Origin of the sequence: Sodalis sp. RH14, assembly GCF_047324285.1 — a bacterium.
Lineage (GTDB): Bacteria > Pseudomonadota > Gammaproteobacteria > Enterobacterales > Enterobacteriaceae > Acerihabitans.
The window spans coordinates 754,756-777,197 of the sequence record NZ_CP178739.1; the positions used below are offsets into that span (position 1 = coordinate 754,756).

At 58.1% G+C, this 22,442-nt stretch carries 19 protein-coding genes and 1 other annotated feature; of the genes, 12 read left to right on the forward strand and 7 right to left on the reverse strand.

What is annotated here, in order from left to right:
* Positions 1 to 17: 17 nt before the first annotated feature.
* A complete protein-coding gene (gene radA, locus ACL2XQ_RS03350; RefSeq protein ID WP_410016484.1) occupies positions 18 to 1,403 on the forward strand; it encodes a DNA repair protein RadA in 1,386 nt (461 codons plus the stop codon).
* Positions 1,404 to 1,463: 60 nt separating this feature from the next.
* Positions 1,464 to 2,693, forward strand: a complete 1,230-nt coding sequence (gene nadR / locus ACL2XQ_RS03355; RefSeq protein ID WP_410016483.1) for a multifunctional transcriptional regulator/nicotinamide-nucleotide adenylyltransferase/ribosylnicotinamide kinase NadR — start codon at positions 1,464 to 1,466, stop codon at positions 2,691 to 2,693.
* 116 nt (positions 2,694 to 2,809) lie between these two features.
* Here the strand turns inward: nadR and ettA are convergent, their stop codons facing one another.
* Together ettA and ACL2XQ_RS03365 are read right to left on the reverse strand one after the other, a co-directional pair.
* On the reverse strand, positions 2,810 to 4,474 hold the full coding sequence (gene ettA / locus ACL2XQ_RS03360; RefSeq protein ID WP_410016482.1) for an energy-dependent translational throttle protein EttA: 1,665 nt from the start codon (positions 4,472 to 4,474) through the stop codon (positions 2,810 to 2,812).
* A 132-nt stretch (positions 4,475 to 4,606) separates the two neighbouring features.
* Positions 4,607 to 6,124: a hypothetical protein gene (locus tag ACL2XQ_RS03365; protein WP_413740057.1), complete on the reverse strand. Its 1,518-nt coding sequence runs from the start codon at positions 6,122 to 6,124 to the stop codon at positions 4,607 to 4,609.
* A gap of 574 nt (positions 6,125 to 6,698) precedes the next feature.
* On the opposite strand from ACL2XQ_RS03365, the gene sltY reads away from it, so the two are divergent.
* On the forward strand, positions 6,699 to 8,633 hold the full coding sequence (gene sltY / locus ACL2XQ_RS03370) for a murein transglycosylase (RefSeq protein ID WP_410016629.1): 1,935 nt from the start codon (positions 6,699 to 6,701) through the stop codon (positions 8,631 to 8,633).
* 57 nt (positions 8,634 to 8,690) lie between these two features.
* Complete coding sequence (trpR, locus tag ACL2XQ_RS03375; protein ID WP_410016480.1) at positions 8,691 to 9,020, forward strand: trp operon repressor; 330 nt, start codon at positions 8,691 to 8,693, stop codon at positions 9,018 to 9,020.
* Here the strand turns inward: trpR and yjjX are convergent.
* Entirely contained in the window at positions 9,017 to 9,553 is a 537-nt protein-coding gene (yjjX, locus tag ACL2XQ_RS03380) for an inosine/xanthosine triphosphatase (RefSeq protein ID WP_410016479.1), read from the reverse strand. The genes trpR and yjjX overlap by 4 nt on opposite strands.
* A 50-nt stretch (positions 9,554 to 9,603) precedes the next feature.
* Here yjjX and gpmB point away from each other — a divergent pair, with 50 nt between their 5' ends.
* Complete coding sequence (gene gpmB / locus ACL2XQ_RS03385; RefSeq protein WP_413740058.1) at positions 9,604 to 10,251, forward strand: 2,3-diphosphoglycerate-dependent phosphoglycerate mutase GpmB; 648 nt, start codon at positions 9,604 to 9,606, stop codon at positions 10,249 to 10,251.
* On the opposite strand, the gene robA is transcribed toward gpmB, so the two are convergent.
* Positions 10,248 to 11,117 (reverse strand): MDR efflux pump AcrAB transcriptional activator RobA, encoded by an 870-nt coding sequence (gene robA / locus ACL2XQ_RS03390; RefSeq protein ID WP_413722108.1) that lies wholly within the window; start codon positions 11,115 to 11,117, stop codon positions 10,248 to 10,250. The two genes, gpmB and robA, sit on opposite strands and share 4 nt — an antisense overlap.
* Positions 11,118 to 11,314: 197 nt before the next feature.
* On the opposite strand from robA, the gene creA reads away from it, so the two are divergent.
* Positions 11,315 to 11,797, forward strand: coding sequence for a protein CreA (gene creA, locus ACL2XQ_RS03395; RefSeq protein WP_410016476.1), 483 nt, complete (start codon positions 11,315 to 11,317; stop codon positions 11,795 to 11,797).
* A gap of 63 nt (positions 11,798 to 11,860) precedes the next feature.
* Here creA and arcA read toward each other — a convergent pair whose 3' ends face one another.
* Entirely contained in the window at positions 11,861 to 12,577 is a 717-nt protein-coding gene (gene arcA, locus ACL2XQ_RS03400; RefSeq protein WP_162364033.1) for a two-component system response regulator ArcA, read from the reverse strand.
* 452 nt (positions 12,578 to 13,029) lie between these two features.
* On the opposite strand from arcA, the gene ACL2XQ_RS03405 reads away from it, so the two are divergent.
* The 5 genes from ACL2XQ_RS03405 (at position 13,030) to thrC (ending at position 18,757) form a co-directional block, all read left to right on the forward strand.
* Positions 13,030 to 13,731: a tRNA/rRNA methyltransferase gene (locus ACL2XQ_RS03405; protein ID WP_410016475.1), complete on the forward strand. Its 702-nt coding sequence runs from the start codon at positions 13,030 to 13,032 to the stop codon at positions 13,729 to 13,731.
* 190 nt (positions 13,732 to 13,921) lie between these two features.
* Complete coding sequence (thrL, locus tag ACL2XQ_RS03410; RefSeq protein ID WP_410016628.1) at positions 13,922 to 13,990, forward strand: thr operon leader peptide; 69 nt, start codon at positions 13,922 to 13,924, stop codon at positions 13,988 to 13,990.
* Positions 13,929 to 14,046, forward strand: a sequence feature (Thr leader region). It overlaps the preceding gene by 62 nt.
* A gap of 27 nt (positions 14,047 to 14,073) precedes the next feature.
* Complete coding sequence (gene thrA / locus ACL2XQ_RS03415; protein WP_410016474.1) at positions 14,074 to 16,533, forward strand: bifunctional aspartate kinase/homoserine dehydrogenase I; 2,460 nt, start codon at positions 14,074 to 14,076, stop codon at positions 16,531 to 16,533.
* Position 16,534: 1 nt separating this feature from the next.
* Positions 16,535 to 17,464 carry a homoserine kinase gene (gene thrB / locus ACL2XQ_RS03420; RefSeq protein WP_413722111.1) on the forward strand — a complete coding sequence of 310 codons (930 nt, stop codon included), beginning with the start codon at positions 16,535 to 16,537 and terminating at the stop codon, positions 17,462 to 17,464.
* 3 nt (positions 17,465 to 17,467) lie between these two features.
* Positions 17,468 to 18,757: a threonine synthase gene (gene thrC / locus ACL2XQ_RS03425; RefSeq protein ID WP_413722112.1), complete on the forward strand. Its 1,290-nt coding sequence runs from the start codon at positions 17,468 to 17,470 to the stop codon at positions 18,755 to 18,757.
* 150 nt (positions 18,758 to 18,907) lie between these two features.
* Here the strand turns inward: thrC and yaaA are convergent, their stop codons facing one another.
* A complete protein-coding gene (yaaA, locus tag ACL2XQ_RS03430) occupies positions 18,908 to 19,681 on the reverse strand; it encodes a peroxide stress protein YaaA (RefSeq protein WP_413740059.1) in 774 nt (257 codons plus the stop codon).
* A gap of 55 nt (positions 19,682 to 19,736) precedes the next feature.
* Positions 19,737 to 21,179, reverse strand: a complete 1,443-nt coding sequence (locus ACL2XQ_RS03435) for an alanine/glycine:cation symporter family protein (RefSeq protein WP_413727168.1) — start codon at positions 21,177 to 21,179, stop codon at positions 19,737 to 19,739.
* 212 nt (positions 21,180 to 21,391) lie between these two features.
* On the opposite strand from ACL2XQ_RS03435, the gene tal reads away from it, so the two are divergent.
* A complete protein-coding gene (gene tal / locus ACL2XQ_RS03440) occupies positions 21,392 to 22,345 on the forward strand; it encodes a transaldolase (RefSeq protein WP_413740060.1) in 954 nt (317 codons plus the stop codon).
* Positions 22,346 to 22,442: the final 97 nt, after the last annotated feature.

Here is a 22,442-nt window from a genome sequence, read left to right on the forward strand (position 1 = left end):
TCATTTCCGAGGTCATTGTGGCTAAAGCGGCGAAACGGGCATTTGTCTGTAATGAATGCGGGGCGGAATATCCGCGCTGGCAGGGCCAGTGCAGCGCCTGTGAAGCCTGGAATACCATCACCGAGGTCCGGGTGGCGTCTACCCCCGCCGCCGTGCGTAACGACCGCTTCAGCGGCTATTCCGGCGAAGCCGGCGTCAGCCGGGTGCGCAGGCTGGCGGATATCAGTCCCGAGGAACTGCCCCGTTTTTCCACGGGGTTCAAGGAGTTCGACCGGGTGCTGGGCGGCGGCGTGGTGCCGGGCAGCGCCATTTTGATCGGCGGCAGCCCCGGCGCCGGTAAAAGCACCCTGCTGCTGCAAACCCTGTGTAAATTGTCCGAACAGATGAAAACGCTGTATGTCACCGGCGAGGAGTCGTTGCAGCAGGTCGCCATGCGCGCGCACCGGCTGGCGCTGCCCACGGGCGGGCTGAACATGCTCTCGGAAACCAGCATCGAGCAAATCTGTCTGATTGCGGCCGAGGAAAAGCCGCGCCTGATGGTGATCGATTCCATCCAGGTGATGCATATGGCGGACATCCAGTCGTCGCCGGGCAGCGTTTCGCAGGTGCGGGAAACCGCCGCCTACCTGACCCGGTTCGCCAAAACCCAGGGCGTGGCGATCCTGATGGTCGGCCACGTGACCAAGGATGGCTCCCTGGCCGGCCCCAAGGTACTGGAACACTGTATCGACTGTTCCATCATGCTCGACGGTGATTCGGACTCCCGTTTCCGCACCCTGCGCAGTCATAAAAACCGCTTTGGGGCGGTGAACGAGCTGGGGGTGTTCGCCATGACCGAACAGGGATTGCGGGAAGTCAGCAATCCGTCGGCCATTTTTCTCAGCCGCGGCGAGGAGATGACGCCCGGCAGCAGCGTGATGGTGGTTTGGGAAGGCACCCGTCCCCTGCTGGTGGAAATCCAGGCGCTGGTGGATCACTCCATGCTGGCCAATCCACGCCGGGTGGCGGTGGGCCTGGAGCAAAACCGGCTGGCGATCCTGCTGGCGGTGCTGCATCGCCACGGCGGCTTGCAAATGGCCGATCAGGATGTCTTTGTCAATGTGGTCGGCGGCGTCAAGGTGACGGAAACCAGCGCCGACCTGGCGCTGATGCTGGCGATGGTGTCCAGCCTGCGCGATCGTCCGTTGCCGCGGGATTTGGTGGTATTTGGCGAAGTGGGGCTGGCCGGCGAGATCCGCCCGGTGCCCAGCGGCCAGGAGCGCATTGCGGAGGCGGCCAAGCACGGTTTTCGCCGCGCCATCGTGCCCTTTGCCAATGTGCCGAAAAAAGCGCAGGACAATATGCAGATTTTTGGCGTGAAAAAGCTGGCCGACGCGCTGGACATCCTTGCCGAGCTTGAATGACCGGCGCGTTTACCGGCTGACGCCATGCGGATTTTTGCTTAAGCCATCAGAGGGAGGCGTATGTCGTCATTCGATTACCTGAAGAGTGCGATTAAACAACAGGGATGTACCCTACAGCAGGTCGCCGAGGCCAGCGGCATGACCAAAGGCTACCTCAGCCAGTTGCTGAACGCCAAAATCAAAAGCCCCAGCGCGCAGAAGCTGGAGGCCATCCACCGTTTCCTCGGGCTGGAGTTTCCGCGGCGGGAAAGGAAAATCGGCGTTATTTTCGGCAAGTTCTATCCCCTGCATACCGGCCATATCTACCTGATCCAGCGGGCGTGCAGCCAGGTGGACGAGCTGCACGTGATCCTCGGCTACGACGAGCCGCGCGATCGCAAATTATTTGAAGACAGCGCCATGTCGCAGCAGCCCACCGTCAGTGACAGGCTGCGCTGGCTGTTGCAAACCTTTAAATACCAGAAGAACATCCATATCCACGCCTTTAACGAGCAGGGCATGGAGCCTTATCCGCACGGCTGGGATGTCTGGAGCCGCGGCATTACCTCCTTTATGAAAGAGAAGGGCATCGCGCCGGGGTTTATCTATTCAAGCGAAGCGCGGGATGTGTCGCGCTACCGCGAGCATTTGGGCATCGAGACCATACTGGTCGACCCCAACCGGTCGTTTATGTCGATCAGCGGCGAGCAAATCCGCCAGGATCCGTTCCGTTATTGGGAATATATCCCGACCGAGGTCAAGCCGTTCTTTGTCCGCACCGTGGCGTTAATCGGCGGCGAGTCCAGCGGTAAATCCACCATGGTCAATAAACTGGCCAATATCTTTAATACCAGCAGCGCCTGGGAGTACGGCCGTGAATACATTTTCTCCCATCTGGGCGGCGATGAAATGGCGCTGCAGTATTCCGACTACGACAAGATCGCCCTGGGCCAGGCGCAATATATCGACTTCGCGGTGAAATACGCCAATAAAGTGGCGTTTATCGACACGGATTTCGTTACCAGCCAGGCGTTCTGCAAACGCTATCATGGCCGCGAGCATCCCTTTGTCCAGGCGATGATTGACGAGTACCGTTTTGATTTGGTTATTTTATTAAAGAATAATACGCCCTGGGTGGCCGACGGGTTGCGCAGCCTGGGCAATCCGGTGGATCGCGACGGTTTCCAGCGGCTGCTGGAGGACCTGCTTAACGCGAATAATATTCCCTTTGTGCGCATCGACGCGCCGGACTATGACCAGCGCTTTTTGCAATGCATCGATCTGGTGCGGGACCTGCTGGGGCAACGGTAAGCCTGGCGCCAGCCGCAAGCTAAACTAAACCCCCGCCAAGGTTGCCTGCGTCAATGAAGAAAAAATTCGCCGGTCCAGGGCGCCTCATTGGCATGAGGCGCCCATCGCTGGCGCTATCAGGACATTTTTTTATATTTAATCCGGTGCGGCTGTAGCGCTTCCGCGCCCAGCGTGCGTTTTTTCCACTCTTCGTATTCGGTAAAGTTGCCTTCAAAGAATTCGATCTTGCCTTCATCCTGATAGTCAATGATATGGGTGGCGATGCGGTCGAGGAACCAGCGGTCATGGGAGATCACCATGGCGCAGCCGGGGAACTCCAGCAGGGCGTTTTCCAGCGCGCGCAGGGTTTCCACATCCAGGTCATTGGTCGGTTCATCGAGCAGCAGCATATTGCCGCCCACCTGCAGCAGTTTGGCCAGATGCAGCCGCCCGCGCTCGCCGCCGGACAGTTCGCCGACGCGTTTGCCCTGATCGACGCCCTTGAAGTTAAAACGGCCGACATAAGCGCGGCTCGGCATTTCAAAGTTGCCGATGCGCATAATATCCTGGCCGCCGGACACTTCTTCCCAGACGGTTTTACTGTTATCCATGCTATCGCGGAACTGGTCAACCGAGGCCAGCTGCACCGTATCGCCCAGCGTTACCGTACCGCTGTCCGCCTGTTCCTTGCCGGACAGGATACGGAACAGGGTCGACTTGCCGGCGCCGTTCGGGCCGATAATGCCGACGATCGCCCCTTTGGGGATCGAGAACGACAGGTTGTCTATCAGCAGCCGGTCGCCATAGGATTTCCTGAGGTTTTCCACCTCCAGCACTTTGTCGCCCAGGCGCGGTCCGGGTGGAATAAACAGCTCGCTGGTCTCGTTGCGCTTTTGGTATTCCACATTGTTAAGCTCTTCAAAGCGCGCCAGACGGGCCTTGCCTTTGGACTGGCGTCCCTTGGGATTCTGGCGCACCCATTCCAGTTCCTTCTCGATGGATTTGCGCCGAGCCGTTTCCGATGAGGCTTCCAGCGCCAGGCGCTGATCTTTTTGCTCCAGCCAGGAAGAATAGTTGCCTTCCCAGGGAATGCCCTCGCCGCGGTCCAGTTCCAGGATCCAGCCGGCCACGTTATCCAGGAAATAGCGGTCATGGGTAATGGCCACCACGGTGCCTTCGTAATCCAGCAGGAACCGCTCCAGCCAGGCGACCGACTCCGCATCCAGATGGTTGGTCGGCTCATCGAGCAGCAGCATGTCCGGTTTTTCCAGCAGCAGGCGGCAAATCGCCACGCGGCGGCGTTCCCCGCCCGACAGGGTGGCTATCTTCGCATCCCAGGGCGGCAGGCGCAGTGCATCGGCGGCGCGTTCCAGCTGGTTCTCCAGGTTATGGCCGTCATGGGCCTGGATAATGGCTTCCAGTTCGCCCTGTTCCCTGGCGAGCTTATCGAAATCCGCATCCGGTTCGGCATAGGCGGCATAGACCGCGTCCAGGCGCGTCAGCGCCTGTTTGACTTCCCCAACCGCCTCTTCAATCGCCTCGCGCACGGTTTGCTCTAAATTCAGCTGCGGCTCCTGGGACAGATAACCGATTTTGATACCCGCCTGCGGCCGCGCCTCGCCCTCAATTTCCGTGTCGATGCCGGCCATGATGCGCAGCAGGGTGGACTTACCGGCGCCGTTGAGCCCCAGCACGCCGATCTTGGCGCCGGGAAAAAAGCTGAGCGAGATATCTTTCAGGATATGACGTTTCGGCGGCACGATTTTGCCGACGCGATGCATGGTATAGACGTATTGAGCCACGTTGTTAAGAGCCTCTTTCTATCTGGTTTTAGCTATGCCCCGCGGCCTGCGCGGAGCATGTACGGGCAGTGCGCCAAGTGTCGCAATGGATAAGCGCCCAGTTTAGCCCGTTTTCGCATGCGATCCCAGCCATCACCGGACGATGTTGGTATCGTGCGCCGGCAGCGCGGAGGCCCGTATGCGCCGGCGGGTAAAATACAGCACCGTCACCAGCAAAGACAGCAGGCTGGTGACCGCGGGGATAATCACAATAGAGCGATGATAGGCTAACGTGACGCTGTGCTCGCCGTCGGTCAGGGCAACGCCGACCAGCCCGCTGTCCAGCCGGACGGTGTCCCGCCGTTTGCCGTCCACCAGCAGGTAATAGCCGGCATACATAATATAGGGCAGGGTAACGGTTTGCGTCCCCTGCGCCCGTATGATCATCGCCGGATAGCCCTGGCGATAGGTAGTGCCGATAATGGCGGCTGCGGGGTTGGCGAAGAAAGCGAAGTCGTTGATTTTCAGATGATCGAAGTTCTCGGGGCGCACGTTGTGGTTATTGAGGTAATCATCATAAAGAGAGGACGTATCCACATTCAGATAACGTACGCTTAAGGCCTTATGGATAAGAGGATACATCCCCGCGATGCACAGGCAGGCCAGTAGCATGACCAGCGCTTTTTTCCGCGCCATCATCGCCGCCAGCATGCCCGACGCATGCAAAGCGATGATGGCGGTGGCGCAGGACAGCAGCCGCCACGGAAACTGGATTAATTTTAACACCGGCACGCTATCGGGAATGTTATTCCAGGGTATTAAGTGGGTAGTGGCAATGATAAACAATAAAGCTATTAGGATCATTTTCTTCGACGCGCCGGATTTACCCCATTTCAGATAGGCCACGGCGAGCAGCAGCTGGATAACGCCCACCGATAAAAACATGCCCGGTTCGGATACGCCGTAGGTAGAGGACAGCGACAGCAGGGTTTCCGTCAGGCCGCTGCTGAACTTTAACAGGTCGTCGTACTTAAGCAGCTTGCCGCTGGTGGCGAAAATATCTGAATTATGGATATGATAAAACAAAGGCGCCCAATAAAATGCGCTAATCGAGACGACAATGAGAAACGACATCAGAAAAAAAGTTATATTGGCTTTAATAAAAACTGCCCGGGCGTTGAGCAGGCAAAATAAAACAAAAAACACTAAAAGCACCACCATGCTCGGGATATTGGCTAAAAATACGCCTAAGGCGCTAAACGGCAGCAGCCAGATATCCCGGCGATCGCGGATAAGGGAATTGCAGCCCCTGATAAACAGCGGCATCAGCGACATGGCCAAACTTTCGCCCAAGGCAAAGCGAACATAGATATTGGTCAGGAAATATCCGGAAGTGATAAATAATATGGCGCAGAGCAACCCGGCCTGGGAAGACGAATGCTCTCGTTTCGCGGCATAATAGGTCGAAAAAAAGGCAATGATGAAGAGGAGGAAATACACCATTTTCATCTGGCTAATGATATCAGCGGTATTAAATGTCAGCGCTTTCGCCGCCAAAAACAGCAAGGATGTCAACGGCGGATAAAATAGCTGCCATGAGTAGCCGAATTGCCCGGGCGACCAATAATCAAACAAGGGAGGGAACTGATTGTGCGCCAATTCGTTATTCAACGAAATCATTCTCTGGAAATGAGCGATCCAATCATGCCCGTTCCAAATGCCAATTTCTTTTAACGTTACCAGGAGTATGCATAAAACCAAGAAACTCAGAAAGATAAGCATCAGGTTGTTTTTCAATTTCACTTTCCATCACCTTAAAGCATGTTTGTTGCAAACATCATTCGGTAGTTGCAATTCTTTTAGACCGGGGCAAACAGGCACGGGCCACAGCCCACGGTTGACATGCCCGTGGTAAATAGACGGTTACGCGTTGCGTGCTCAGTTGCGCAGCGTAACCCAACCCCAGAACCGGGTATAGGGGCAACCCGCGTTCGCTACCGTTAAAAATCAGTAATGTGATCCAGCGCGCTGCCGTCGCCGGCCCGCTTTGCGCTTATTATCGCCGCTAAAAAAAATAACCGCGAAAATAATGACGATTGTCGCCGCTGCCGCTGGCATACGCCCGGTTGCTTAGCTAGCATGGTGACAGCAACCGGATTTATGGCAAACTGAATGAATGCGCCGGCGTCCGGAAAAGGACGCGGCAAAAAGACATTACGCTGAGGATAGAGTGGATATGGTCAAGGTGGACGGATGGCGGTATGTGGGCGCGGGTTTTATCTGCGCGCTGGCAAGCCTGGTGGCCGCAACCGGCAGCGCGCACGCGGACTCAATCGATGCGCAGCGCCAGCGCTATCAGCAGGTTAAGCAGGCGTGGGATAGCAACCAAATGGATGTGGTGTCGCAGCTGATGCCCACCCTGCGTGATTATCCCCTGTATCCCTATCTGGAGTACCGCGCCTTGTCGCAGGATCTTTCCCAGGCGAGCACGGCGCAGGTTAAGGCCTTTATGGATGCCAACCCGACGCTTATGCCTGCACGCTCGCTGTCGGCCCGCTTTGTCAATGAGCTGGCCCAGCGCCAGGACTGGCAGGGGCTGCTGGCCTTCAGTCCGCAGCCGCCGAAACCGGTCTCCGCGCGCTGCAACTTTTATTACGCCAAATGGGCCACCGGGGCGCAGCAGGCGGCCTGGGACGGCGCCAAGGAGATCTGGCTCAACGGCCATTCCCTGCCGGAAAGCTGCAACAAATTATTCAGCGTCTGGGATCAGGCCGGGCAGCGCGGGCCATTGGCGATCCTCGAGCGGATGCGCCTGGCGATGAAAGAGGACAATACCAACCTGGTGAACGCGCTGTCGAAACAATTGCCGATTGAATACCAGACCATGGGCAGCGCGCTGGCGGCATTACAGGATAATCCCGCGACCCTGGAAGGCTTTGCCAGAAGCGTGGGACCGACGGATTTAACCCGCCAGGCCACGATTATCTCCTTTGCGCGCCTGGCCCGCGACGATGTGGAAAATGCCCGCGCCATGCTGCCGACCCTGGTGCGGCTGCAGAAAATGGACGACGGCGATCGCCTCGATCTCGAGGAAAGCGTCGCCTGGCGCCTGATGGGCACCGACGCCACGCCGGAACAGGCCGCTTGGCGCGACAACGTTATTTTACGCGGCCACTCCACCGCATTGCTCGAGCGGCGTATCCGCATGTCGCTGGGACAAGGCGATATGCGCGCGGTGGCCGCCTGGCTGGACCGCCTGCCGGAGGACGCCCGCCAGAAAGAGGAGTGGCGCTACTGGCGCGCGGTATTGCTTATCAACCAGGGGCGCAAAAGCGACGGCGAGCCGATACTGCGTGATTTGATGCAGGGACGCGGTTTTTACCCGATGGTCGCGGCGCAGGAACTGGGCGTCAATTATGCCGTCAATGTGGCGCGCGCGGTCGCGCCGGCCCCCGAGCTTATCAAACGGCCGGAAATCGCCCGCGTGCGCGAGCTGATGTACTGGAATATGGATAACCTGGCCAGGAACGAATGGAGCTCCCTCGTGGCCAGCCTGAGCCGGACGGAACAGGAAGGTCTGGCGCGTTACGCCTTTGAACAGCAATGGCCCGACCTGAGCGTGCAGGCGACGATTACCGGCAAGCTGTGGGATCATCTGGAAGAGCGTTTTCCCCTGGCCTGGCATAATGAATTTCGCCGCGCCACCGACGATAAAGGGATAAGCCAGAGTTACGCCATGGCGATAGCCCGCCAGGAAAGCGCCTGGAATCCTAAAGCACTGTCGCCGGTCGGCGCGGCCGGCCTGATGCAGCTGATGCCCGCCACGGCCAAGCATACCGCCGAAATGTTTAATATCAGCAGTTATATGAACACCAGCCAGCTGTTGGATCCGCAAACCAACATCGAGTTGGGCACCACTTACCTGGAATATGTGTACCAGATGTTCGGCCGCAACCGGATCTTATCAAGCGTGGCCTATAACGCCGGCCCTGGGCGGGTGAACACCTGGCTTGGCAACAGCGCGGGGCGTATCGACGCGGTGGCTTTTATTGAGAGCATTCCGTTTTCGGAAACCCGCGGTTACGTGAAAAATGTCCTGGCCTATGACGTCTTTTACCGTTATTTCCTGCGTCAGCCCGCAAAAGTGCTGACGGACGCAGAGTGGCAACGGCGTTACTGAACCGGCGGGGAAAATAGGGTAGACTGCTGTACTCGTTAACAGGTATGGCGGGCGCTTATGAATGACATTACCACCTCCGTTGCCGGCGATGTGCCGCGGCATGAGCAGGAGTGGCGGCATTTTGCCGTGCTGTTGGGGCAGGCTTTTGCCGACGGTATGCATGTGCCGTTGCTGCAACTGATGTTGACCGCCGATGAGCGCGAAGCCATCGGCACGCGCATCCGCATTATCCGGGCGCTGCTGGACGGCGAGATGAGCCAGCGCGAATTAAAGAATTCGCTTGGCACCGGCATTGCCACCATCACCCGTGGTTCCAATAGCCTCAAGGCCGCATCGCCTGAATTAAAACAGTGGCTGGAGCATCATCTGCGGCATTTGCCGGATTAACCGCCGTGGCCGCGGCTGGTCTGGTAGATGGCGTTATTAAACGGCACCAGCGCCAATAGCAGGGCCTGATAATAGACGCTGCTGCGGGTCAGCCTGCCGGCGGTAAACACGCCGATGGCGCCGCCCTGGCGTTTAATATCCGTAATTCCGGTCAATCTGGCCATTTCCTGGCCTAATTCCCGCCCTTCAATGATTCCCTGTAATATACTTTCTGGTAATATTAAGCTGGCGGAGCGAGATTCACCGCGCAGGTGCGTATTTTCAATAACCATCCAGGCAAAGGTCATATTATCTGCAATACCCGCCTCGACACCGACCCAGAAATCCGCCTCGGGACAAACCTGACGCGCGGCCATGACCCGATTCCGCGCCCCGCTGCGGGTTTCGACATCGCCCATGGGCTGCGACGGCACGCCGCTGTCGACATCTATGCCTTCAACGCGGCAGCTGTCGGGCCCGTAGGTGTCGTTAAAGGCCTGGAGAATGGCATTGATTTTAGCCGGGTTAGTCGTTGCAGCCACCACATAATACATAATGTTTTTATCACTCCAGTCATTTTCACGCAGTATAACGGAAAAAAACCATGTTACAGGTCTATCTTGTTCGCCATGGCGAAACAGAATGGAATGCCTTGCGCCGTATCCAGGGACAATCCGACAGCGCGTTAACCGCCAAAGGCCAGCGCCAGGCGCAACAGGTCGCTGAACGCGTGCAGCGTATGGGTATTACCCATATCATCAGCAGCGACCTCGGACGCACGCGCCATACCGCCGATATCATCGCCCGGGCCTGCGGCTGCGATGTTCGCCCGGACCCCCGGCTGCGCGAGCTGGACATGGGCGTGCTGGAAATGCGCGATATCGATACCCTGACGCTGGAAGAAGAAAGCTGGCGCAAGCAATTGGTTAACGGAACGCCCGACGGGCGCATTCCCAAGGGGGAATCGATGACCGAACTGGCGCAGCGCATGCACGCGGCGCTGGACAGCTGCCGTGAACTGCCCGCCGGCAGCAGGCCCCTGCTGGTGAGCCATGGCATGGCGCTGGGGTGCCTTATCAGTACCGTCCTGGGCTTGCCGCCCTATGCCGAGCGCCGGCTACGGTTACGCAACTGCTCTATTTCCCGCATGGACTTCCAGCAAAGCCCTTGGCTTGCGCCCGGCTGGGTGGTGGAGACCGCGGGCGACACCTCGCATCTGGATATGCCGGCGTTGGATGAAATCCAGCGTTAGCGTCGCACCGGTATCAGATATTCACAGCGGATGGTATGCGGCGCGGGCGCATCGGGCGCTCTTTCCTGCGGATAGAAACGCTCGATATCATGTCCGCGGCGGCGGGTCATTTTCATCATCGGCAGGCAGGTGCCATACAACGTTAAAATAAAGCTCTGCAGGCCGTCGGACGCGCCGTTATAAATAAACTGCGCGTAATCGCCGCCGTCCAGCGCGATCGGCTGGCCGTTTTGTACATTATCGGGCACGTCCTGGGGTTCGATGGCGGTGGTATACAGGATCTCCTGTTCGTCATCCTTTTCCTGGCTGGGGCGCGAGTGGTTCAGGCCGTACAGTACCGGCGGAATGGTTTTTGCCTCGCCCAGGTACTGGCGCCAGAACTGAATGCGCAACTCGGTACGGAACGTGGTGATCTGCTCCAGGGTGCAGGAATAGCTTTGCGTCAGGCCCACCAGCTGCATCGGCGGCAGGACGATAAATTGCGGCTGCGGCATTTCCCATTTTTCCAGCCGGATCGGCGGCCGGATGCCGCTGGAGTCCCATTCTTCCGCCCGGCGGTATAACGCGGGCGTCTGGGTGAACTGTTTTTTGAACGCGCGGGTAAAGGTTTGTTGCGAGTCGAACCGGTATTGCAGGGCAATATCCAGGATCGGCCGACTGGTCAGACGCAATGCCACGGCCGCTTTGGATAACCTGCGGGCCCTGATATACGCACCGATGGCATGACCTGTTACCTCTTTGAACATCCGCTGCAAATGCCATTTGGAATAACCGGCTTTTGCGGCGACATTGTCCAGGGACAACGGCTGGTCAAGATGTCCTTCCAGCCAGCTTAACAGATCACGAATTATACCGGCTTGATCCATAGATCATCCTCAAAAAAGCATTTAGGGCACAATGAAAAAAGTTGACGCATGATAGCAATTTTTTTGCAGTTCGACCGTCAAAGATTTATTAGCTAATTAATACCTGCCATGATAGCAGCAATTCACCACCGGTAGTGAAGCCCGTACGCGGTCTTCGCCCCGCCGCCGATCCGTCCATTGAAAAGAAGTCTATCTCTATGAATAAACTGTTTTTTTCCGTATTGTTGCTCGGCTTGACAGCCACCGGCGTCGCCCGGTCCGAGGAAGTCGGCTCCGTTGACACTGTTTTCAAACTCTTTGGCCCCGATCACAAGATTGTCGTGGAGGCATTTGACGACCCTGATGTGCAGAATGTCACCTGCTACCTCAGCCGGGCCAAGACCGGCGGCATCAAGGGAGGATTGGGCCTGGCCGAGGATACCTCGGACGCGGCCATCTCCTGCCAGCAGGTCGGTCCCATTACCCTGACGGATAAAATCAAGAACGGTAAACAGACCGGCAGCGTTGTATTCCAAAAACGCACATCGCTGGTTTTTAAGCGGCTACAGGTGGTTCGTTTTTATGACGCGAAGCGTAATGCGCTGGTATACCTGTCCTACTCGGACCGGGTGGTGGAAGGATCGCCGAAAAATGCCCTGAGCGCGGTGCCGATTATTCCCTGGACCACACAGCATGAATAAAGTCGGTCAATAATAACATCGGGCGCCCATGCGGACGCCCGATGTGGTGATGCCATGGGGCGATTATTCTTCCAGATCGCCGCAGAAACGATAGCCTTCGCCATGGATGGTAGCGATGATTTCCGGCGTGTCGGGGGTGGATTCAAAATGCTTGCGGATGCGGCGGATGGTGACATCCACGGTACGATCGTGTGCTTTGAGTTCGCGACCGGTCATTTTTTTCAGCAGTTCGGCGCGGGATTGAATTTTGCCCGGATTTTCGCAAAAGTGCAGCATGGCGCGAAATTCGCTGCGCGGTAGCTTGTAATGATCGCCGGTGGGACTTAACAATGAGCGGCTGTTGATATCCAGTTCCCAACCGTTGAATTTATAGCTTTCCACCAGTTTGCGCTCTTCGCCGCCACCGCCGAGATTCATGGTGCGCGACAACAGGTTGCGCGCGCGGATGGTAAGCTCGCGGGGATTGAACGGCTTGGTAATATAATCGTCGGCGCCGATTTCCAGGCCGAGGATTTTATCGACTTCATTATCGCGGCCAGTCAAAAACATCAGCGCAACGCTTGCATGCTCACGTAATTCACGCGCCAGCAGTAAACCATTTTTACCCGGCAGGTTAATATCCATAATTACCAGGTTGATGTCGTTTTCCGACAAAATCTGATGCATTTCAGCGCCATCGGTGGCTTCATGAACCATGTAGCCCTCGGCCTCGAAAATGCTTTTGAGGGTATTGCGGGTAACTGACTCGTCTTCAACGATAAGTATGTGCGGGGTCTGCATGTTTGCTACCTAAAATTACTAACAAAATTGGAAGAGGAAGTACAAAAGCCGCGGTTATCTACAACATTGCCCGGGGCATAATGCCGCATCCCCAACGCCATGAGGCTAAAGTACATAAACGTGCTCCAGATGACGAACGACGGATAACCTTGGCACCGCTAACCTGATTTTGGTCCGCTTTTTCTCAAGCTCAAATGCCGTATAGCTTACCCTTATTAACAACACTATAACAGCGCGAAACGAAATTGCCACGCAAGAAAATTTCATTTTGCTGACATATATCAAATTACCGTCCACGACAGCGCGCATTTCCGGAAAATCCCTTAAATACCAGCATATTTAAGCATTTTTGCCAAGAGCGCCAATTCGATTCAGCTTTAACGACGCGGTCTGAAATAGCGGTGGAATGATGATAATATCGGCGTCATTCGCCGCGATTTAAGAGACTCACCATGCAATTGCATATTATCCTGGTATCCCCGGCGCGTCCGGAGAATGTCGGCGCCGCGGCCCGGGCCATGAAAACCATGGGGTTCGGCTCGCTGCGTATCGTCGACAGCCGCGCGCACCTTCAGCCCGCCGCCGCCCGGGTCGCCCACGGCGCGACCGAGGTGTTGGAACGGGCCGTTCATTTCGACACGCTGGCGGCCGCCCTGGCGGATGTGGATTTTACGGTGGCCACCACCGCGCGTCACCGGGCCCGGTTCCACTATTACTGCACCGCCGCGCAATTGCTGCCGCAAATGCAGGAAAAACAACAGTGGATAACGCAGGCGGCGCTGGTATTCGGACGGGAAGATACCGGCCTGACCAACGAGGAACTGGCGCTGGCCGATATCCTGACCGGCGTGCCGATGCAGGCCGGCTATCCGTCCCTGAATCTCGGTCAGGCGGTGATGGTTTACTGTTATCAGCTGGCGGCGCTGAACCGGATTGCGCCTCAGGAGCACCCGCCGGCCATACCCGGGCAACTGGCTGCGCTGCATCAGCGCTTCGATCGGCTGTTCACGCAATTAAGCGTCGGCGATGATCATAAATTAACCGATTGGCTGCATCAGCGGCTTGGACTGGCGACCCAGCGGGACATCGCGATGTTGCACCAACTGCTGCAGGATATAGAAAAAGTATTGCCAGTAAATAATACCACGGCGTAGCGATAACCTGGCGTTTAAAACTATATGAATACGTTTCAGCCACATTATTATATGATTATTGGGCATTGCGAACAGTAAAATTCCGACCGCTGCGCTGAGTGATAAATAGCCAAACGCAAATTAACATTGACTTTTTACGGCAATTGCTTTACCAGTAAGCCATTAAAAAATAATATAGATTGCTTAAGACATGCGTTTTATCAGCCTGAACACCATTATTATTACCACCACCGATACCACAAGTAGCGGTGCGGGCTGACGCATACAGGATAAACAGAAAAAAGCCCGCACCTAACCAGTGCGGGCTTTTTTTTAAGCTTCAATCCAGGAGAGAGAAAAGAAATGCGCGTACTGAAATTCGGGGGTACCTCGGTCGCCAATGCGGAACGTTTTATTCGCGTTGCCGATATCATTGAAAGTAATACAGGTCAGGGACAGGTCGCCGCCGTGCTCTCCGCACCCGCAAAGATCACTAATCACCTGGTGTCGATGATCGACAAGACGCTCGGCGGGCTGGATATCCAGCCCGCCATGAACGACGCCGAGCGTATTTTCTCCGAGCTGCTGCAGGGCTTGTCCCAGGCCCAGCCCGGTTTTGACTTCGCCGCCCTGCGCAAGCTGGTGGATCAGGAGTTCGGCCAGCTTAAGCAGTTGCTGCACGGCATTACCTTGCTCAGGCAATGTCCGGACAGTATCAACGCCGCCATTATCTGCCGTGGGGAAAAGCTCTCCATCGCCATTATGGAAGCGGTGTTCGTCGCCCGCGGTTATGCCGTGACGGTAATAAATCCGGTGGAAAAACTGCTGGCGCAGGGCAGCTATCTGGAGTCCACCGTGGATATCGTGGAATCCACGCGGCGCATTAACGACGCCGCCATTCCCGCCGACCATATTATCCTGATGGCGGGGTTCACCGCCGGTAATGAGAAAGGCGAGCTGGTGGTGCTGGGCCGTAACGGCTCCGATTATTCGGCGGCGGTATTGGCCGCCTGCCTGCGCGCCGACTGCTGTGAAATCTGGACCGACGTGGATGGGGTATACACCTGCGATCCCCGCCAGGTGCCGGACGCGCGGTTATTGAAATCCATGTCCTACCAGGAGGCCATGGAATTATCGTACTTCGGCGCCAAAGTGCTGCATCCGCGCACCATCGCGCCGATTGCCCAGTTCCAGATACCCTGCCTGATAAAAAATACCGAAAACCCGCAGGCGCCCGGCACGCTTATCGGCCAGAGCGATCCCGACAGCGATAATCCGGTTAAGGGCATCACCCATTTAAACAATATGGCGATGATCAATGTTTCCGGCCCCGGCATGAAGGGGATGATCGGCATGGCGGCGCGGGTTTTCGCCGCCATGTCCCGGGCCGGCAGTTCGGTGGTATTGATTACCCAATCCTCATCGGAATACAGCATCAGCTTTTGCGTGCCGCATCATGAGCTGAACGGCGCGCGCAAGGCGCTGGAAGACGAATTTTACCTGGAACTGAAGGACGGCCTGCTGGAGCCGCTCGACGTCATGACCCAACTGGCGATTATTTCGGTCATCGGCGACGGTATGCGCACCCAGCGCGGCCTGTCCGCCAAGCTGTTCGCGGCCCTGGCGCGCGCCAATATCAATATTGTCGCCATCGCCCAGGGATCGTCCGAGCGGTCGATTTCGGTGGTGGTGGATAACGACGCCACCACCACCGGGGTGCGTGTCGCGCACCAGATGCTGTTTAACACCGACCAGGTGATCGAGGTGTTTGTCATCGGCGCCGGCGGCGTGGGCGGCGCGCTTATCGAGCAGATCCATCGCCAGCATCGGTGGCTGAAAGCGAAGCATATCGATTTGCGCGTCTGCGGCATCGCCAACTCGCGGGCGTTGCTGACCAGCGTGCACGGCATCTCGCTTGAAACCTGGCGCGAGGAGCTGGCGCAGGCCAAGGAGCCGTTCAACCTGGGACGCTTGATCCGTCTGGTAAAGGAGTATCATCTGCTTAATCCGGTGATCGTCGATTGCACCAGCAGCGCGGCGGTGGCCGACCAGTACGCGGACTTCCTGGCCGACGGCTTCCACGTGGTGACGCCTAATAAGAAAGCCAATACCGCCTCGATGCATTATTACCGGCAGATGCGCACCGCCGCCGCCAGGTCGCGGCGTAAATTCCTTTACGACACCAACGTGGGCGCGGGCCTGCCGGTTATCGAAAATTTGCAGAACCTGCTTAACGCCGGTGATGAACTGGTACGTTTTTCCGGTATTCTCTCCGGGTCGCTGTCGTTTATCTTCGGCAAGCTGGACGAGGGCATGTCGCTGTCGGCGGCGACGCTGGCGGCAAGGGCGCTCGGTTATACCGAACCGGACCCGCGCGATGACTTGTCAGGGATGGACGTCGCGCGTAAGTTATTGATTCTGGCGCGCGAGGCGGGTTATCAGCTTGAATTGGAGTCCATCGACGTCGAGCCGGTGCTGCCCGCGGATTTTGACAGCGCCGGCGATACCGACAGTTTCCTGGCGCGGCTGCCGGGTCTTGACGACGCCTTTGCCTCTAAAGTCGCCATGGCGCGGGAACAGGGCCAGGTGCTGCGTTATGTCGGCAGCATCCGGGATGGCCGCTGCCAGGTTAAGATAGCGGCGGTGGATGGCAACGATCCGTTGTACAAAGTGAAGGATGGCGAAAACGCGCTGGCGTTCTATACCCGTTATTACCAGCCGTTGCCGTTGGTGTTGCGCGGCTACGGCGCCGGCAATGATGTGACGGCCGCGGGCGTATTCGCGGATCTTCTGCGTACGTTGTCATGGAAGCTGGGAGTCTAAAATGGTTAAGGTGTATGCGCCGGCCTCGATCGGCAATGTCAGTGTCGGCTTTGATGTGCTGGGCGCCGCGGTATCGCCCGTGGACGGTACGTTGCTCGGGGACTGCGTGACGGTGGAGGACGCGGCGGCGTTCAGCCTGTGCAACGAAGGGCGTTTCGCCGGCAAGCTGCCGGCCGAAACCGAGCAGAATATTGTTTATCAATGCTGGGAACGTTTTTGCCAGGCGGTGGGTAAAACCGTCCCGGTGGCCATGCGGCTGGAAAAAAACATGCCCATCGGATCGGGGCTGGGATCCAGCGCCTGTTCGGTGGTGGCGGCGCTGGTGGCGATGAACGCCCATTGCGGTTATCCGCTGGATGAAAACCAGATGCTGACGCTGATGGGCGAAATGGAAGGCCGTATTTCCGGCAGCGTTCATTATGATAACGTGGCGCCCTGTTTCCTGGGCGGCATCCAGCTGATGCTGGAGGAAAACAGTATCATCAGCCAGCAGGTGCCCGGTTTCAGCGAATGGCTGTGGGTCATGGCCTATCCGGGCATCAAGGTCTCCACCGCCGAGGCGCGGGCAATCCTGCCCGCTCAATATCGCCGGCAGGATTGCATCAGCCACGGGCGTTTCCTGGCGGGTTTTATCCACGCCAGCCATACCCAGCAGCCGGCTCTGGCGGCAAAACTGATGAAGGATGTGATTGCCGAGCCTTACCGCACCAAACTGCTGCCGGGATTTACCGAAGCGCGCCAGGCCTGCGCCAGTATCGGCGCCCTGGCTTGCGGCATCTCCGGCTCGGGACCGACGCTGTTTGCGGTCTGCGATCGGGAAGATACCGCGCAGCGCCTGGCCGGCTGGCTGGAGCAGCACTACCTGCAAAATGATGAGGGTTTTGTTCATATATGCCGCCTGGATACCACCGGCGCGCGAGTGATGGGATAACGTATGAAACTGTATAATATTAAAGATCATAACGAGCAGGTCAGCTTCGCGCAGGCGATAAAGCAGGGGCTGGGACGCCAGCAGGGGCTGTTTTTCCCCGTCGATCTCCCGGAGTTCGCCTCGACGGAAATCGACGCCCTGCTGGATCTCGATCTGGTGACCCGCAGCGCGCGCATCCTGTCGGCCTATATCGGCGACGAGCTGCCGTTGGACGTTATCCATAAACGGGTGCAGGCCGCCTTCGAGTTCCCGGCCCCCGTGGTCAAGGTGAGCGAGGATATATCGGTCCTGGAGCTATTCCACGGCCCGACCCTGGCGTTCAAGGATTTCGGCGGCCGCTTTATGGCGCAGATGCTGACCGAAGTCGCCCGGGGCCAGCCGGTCACCATCCTCACCGCCACCTCCGGCGATACCGGCGCCGCGGTGGCGCACGCCTTCTACGGGCTGGAAAATGTCCGGGTGGTGATCCTGTACCCCCACGGCAAGATAAGCCCGCTGCAGGAAAAACTGTTCTGCACCCTGGGCGGCAATATCCATACCGTGGCGATTGACGGCGACTTTGACGCCTGCCAGGCGCTGGTCAAACATGCGTTCGACGACGAGCAACTCAAGCACGAACTGGGGCTGAACTCCGCCAACTCGATTAATATCAGCCGCCTGCTGGCGCAGATTTGCTATTACTTCGAAGCGGCGGCGCAGCTCTCGCAGGAGCAACGCAATCAATTGGTGGTTTCGGTGCCCAGCGGCAATTTTGGCGATTTGACCGCCGGCCTATTGGCAAAATCCCTCGGCCTGCCGATTAAACGCTTTATTGCCGCCACCAACGCCAACGATACCGTGCCGCGCTTTCTCGCCGACGGGAAATGGTTGCCCAACGCCACCGTGGCGACGCTATCCAATGCCATGGATGTCAGCCAGCCGAACAACTGGCCGCGCGTGGAGGAATTGTTCCGGCGTAAGAACTGGCGCCTTGATACCCTGGCCTACGGCTGCGTGAATGACGATGTTACCCGCGACACGATGCGCGAACTGGCGGGACTGGGGTATATATCGGAACCTCATGCGGCTATTGCCTACCGGTTACTGCGCGACCAGCTCCAGCCAGGGGAGTCCGGCCTGTTCCTGGGCACCGCGCATCCGGCGAAGTTTAAGGAAACCGTGGACGCGGTGCTGGGCCAATCGCTGCCGCTGCCCAAGGCGCTGGCGCTGCGGGCGACCCTGCCGCTGCTGTCAAGCCGGCTGCCGGCGGACTTTGGTCAGCTGCGCGCCCTGCTGATGGCCTTGCCGCAGTAATCCGCCACGACCGCCGCCGGTTCAGCCGCCGGCCGGCGCGGTGGTACAGCCGCCATGACCGTACCACCGCGCCGGTTTCACCGCGGGGCATTCGGGCCCGCGCCGCCGTGCGATAGGACGGCCGCGCTATCGCGCATCACGCCCGCCGTCCTAGCGTGCCGGTCGTTTAAAGACCATCTCCGACCCGCTGGATTCCTCCGGCGCATAGGCATAACCGCCGTCATTGAACGCGGCCAGCTGTTCCGGCTGCGTCAGCCGCCGGGTGATGATAAACCGGCTCATCATGCCGCGCGCTTTTTTGGCGTGGAAACTGATCACTTTATACTTGCCGTTTTTTTCATCCAGGAACACCGGCTTGATCACCCGCGCGGCCAACTGGTCCTTTATCACCGCCTTAAAATACTCCCCGGACGCCAAGTTAATCAGCACGTTATCGCCTTGCGCCGTCAGCGCCTCGTTGAGCTTTTGAGTCAGGGTTTTTCCCCAGAAATGGTATAAGTCCGGCCCGGCCGGGTTCGCCAGCCTGATACCCATTTCCAGGCGATAGGGCTGCATCAGGTCCAGGGGGCGCAGTATGCCGTACAGGCCGGACAGCATGCGCAAATGGGTTTGGGCGAAGTCGAAATCCGCCTCGCTGAAACTTTCCGCCGCCAGGCCGGCATAGACATCGCCTTTAAACGCCAGGATCGCCTGCCGGGCGTTGTCGGGTGAAAAATCCGCCCGCCAAGACTGAAAGCGCCCCGCGTTAAGCTGGGCCAGCTTATCACTGATGCCCATCAGGCCGGATAACTGCGCCGGGGTCAGTTTGCGGCACACGCGCATCAGTTTTTCGGCGCGGGCCAGCAGCTCGGGCTGGGTATAACGCCGGGTCGCCAGCGGGCTGGTGTAATCCAGCGTTTTGGCCGGGGAGATAACGATTAGCATGTCGTACGGTTCCTGTCTCTTAAGGGCTGGAGGTCAGCGGGATGATAAGCGGCGGTCATGTTGATTTGCGCGCCGCCGGGCGGTCCCAACTGCCGGGCGCCAGCTGCGCCGCGATAGCGGGGAAATTCGCGGCGTAGAACGTCGGCAGTTTGCCGACCGCGCGCTGGCTATTGTAATCGCGCGCCAGCATCAGGGCGATGCGCGACAGCAGCAGCAGCGCAATCAGGTTGGTCAGGGTCATCAGGCCCATCGCCAGGTCCGCCAGCCGCCATAATACCGGTACTTCCGCCAGGCAGCCCAACATCACCGTCGCCAATGCCACGACGCGCAATATCTGCACCGGCCGTTTGGAGCGATGGCGGAAAAAACGCAGACTGCTTTCCGCGTAGGCGTAATTAGCGATAATCGAGGTAAAGGAAAAAATAAATACCACCATCACCATAAACGGCGTGCCCCACTGTCCCGTCGCCGCCAGCAATGACCGCTGGATCAGGGCGATGCCGCCGAGATCGGGCGCGGCCTGTTCCAGCGCGCCCGACGTCAGGATAATGGCCGCGGTGGCGCTGCAGATGACGATGGTATCGATAAACACCGCCAGCATCTGGATATATCCCTGCGACGCGGGGTGGGGCGGCCAGGGCGTGGCGGCGCCGGCGATATTGGGCGCCGAGCCCATGCCGGCCTCGTTGGAAAACAGCCCGCGCTGCACGCCCTGGAAAATGGCCTGGGAAAAACCATAGCCCAGGATTCCCGACGCGGCCTGCGGCAGGCCGAACGCGCTGTTGAACACCAGCTCCGCCACCGCCCCCAGGCGTCCGGCATGCTGCGCCATCACCCAGGCCGCCAGCAGCACATAGCACAAGGCCATCAGCGGGACCAGCCATTGGGAAAGCCGGGCGATAAGACGCAGGCCGCCGCACATGGCCAGTCCGCTTAACGCCGCCAGGCCCAGCCCCGTCTGGTAAGGCGCGAATCCGCAGGCGTCATGCAGCGACTGCGTAATGGCGCTGGCCTGCACCGCGCTGAATATACCGCCGTAGCCTATGAGTAGAAAGCAGGTAAAGAGTACGCCCATCCAGCGCAGGCCCAGGCCCTTTTCCATATACCAGGCGGGGCCGCCCCGGTAATGGCCGCGGCCGTCGCGCACCTTATATAATTGCGCCAGGGTGCTTTCGAAGAAGGCGGTGGCCATGCCGATAAACGCGGCCAGCCACATCCAGAATATCGCTCCCGGCCCGCCGATGACCAGGGACAACGCCACGCCGGTCAGGTTGCCGCAGCCGATGCGCGCCGCAAGCGTCGTGCATAATGCCTGAAACGGTGAAATGCCCGCGCCGTCGGCGCGGCCCGATCCCTTCAAGATGGAAAACACGTGGCCGAAGTAATGGAACTGAATAAAACCGGAGCGGAAAGTAAACCAAAGACCGGTGCCAATCAGCAGGTAAATTAACACTGAATTCCATAACAAATCGTCGATAAAGTTGAAGAGTTCAGCCATTTATTCCTCGTCTTCCCTGATAAGCGGCGCTTATGCCGACCCGCGGCCGGCAGCGGCCGATTTTATCCTGCCATGGCCGCATAATGCGCTGCCGCCGGGGCGGTGCCATTACGCTGGCGCCTCGCTTGCACCCATGCTTGCGCGTGGTATTATCAAAAAAGGCAGTGCAACGCCATAAGATATGCACACCCTTCACAATGAGATATTCCACCATGACAGATAAACTTAGTGCCCTACGCAAGATGACCTCCGTTGTCGCTGATACCGGTGATATCACCGCCATTAAACTGTATCAGCCCCAGGATGCAACCACCAACCCTTCATTGATCCTGAACGCGGCGCAGATTCCCGAATACCGCGGCTATATCGACCAGGCGGTTGCCTGGGCGCGTGATCAAAGCCGGGACGCGGCGGAACAGGTCAAATACGCCACCGATAAACTGGCGGTCAACATCGGGCTGGAAATTCTTAAGCTGGTGCCGGGGCGCGTTTCCACGGAAGTCGACGCCCGACTGTCCTATGACACCGAGGCAAGCGTCGCCAAAGCCAAAAGCCTGATTAAACTCTACAACGACGCCGGCATCGGCAACGATCGCATCCTGATTAAGCTGGCCTCGACCTGGCAGGGTATCCGCGCTGCCGAGCAACTGGAAAAGGCCGGCATCAACTGTAACCTGACGCTGCTGTTTTCCTTCGCCCAGGCCCGCGCCTGCGCCGAGGCCGGGGCCTACCTGATTTCGCCTTTCGTCGGCCGCATCCTTGACTGGCACAAAGCCAACGGCGAACGCAAGGAGTTTTCCCCGGAGCAGGATCCGGGCGTGATTTCCGTGACGGAAATCTACCGTTACTACAAAGAACACGGTTATGACACCGTGGTAATGGGCGCCAGCTTCCGCAACGTCGGCGAGATTATTGAACTCGCCGGTTGCGATCGCCTGACCATCGCGCCGCCGCTGCTGAAAGAGCTGGCCGCCACCGAAGGCGCCCTTGAGCGTAAACTTTCCTATACGGGCGAGATCAAGCCGCGTCCGGCCAAACTGACCGAGGCTGAATTCCTCTGGCAGCACAACTTGGATCCTATGGCGGTGGACAAACTGGCGGACGGGATCCGCAAGTTCGCCGTCGACCAGGAAAAGCTGGAAGCGATGATCAAAGACCTGCTGTAATCACCGTGGCCCCGGCCGGGCAGGCAAACCGGCGCGGCCACCCGTTTACCAGCACCATTGCGGCCCGTAACGGGCCGTTTTCATTTGTGCGCACGGC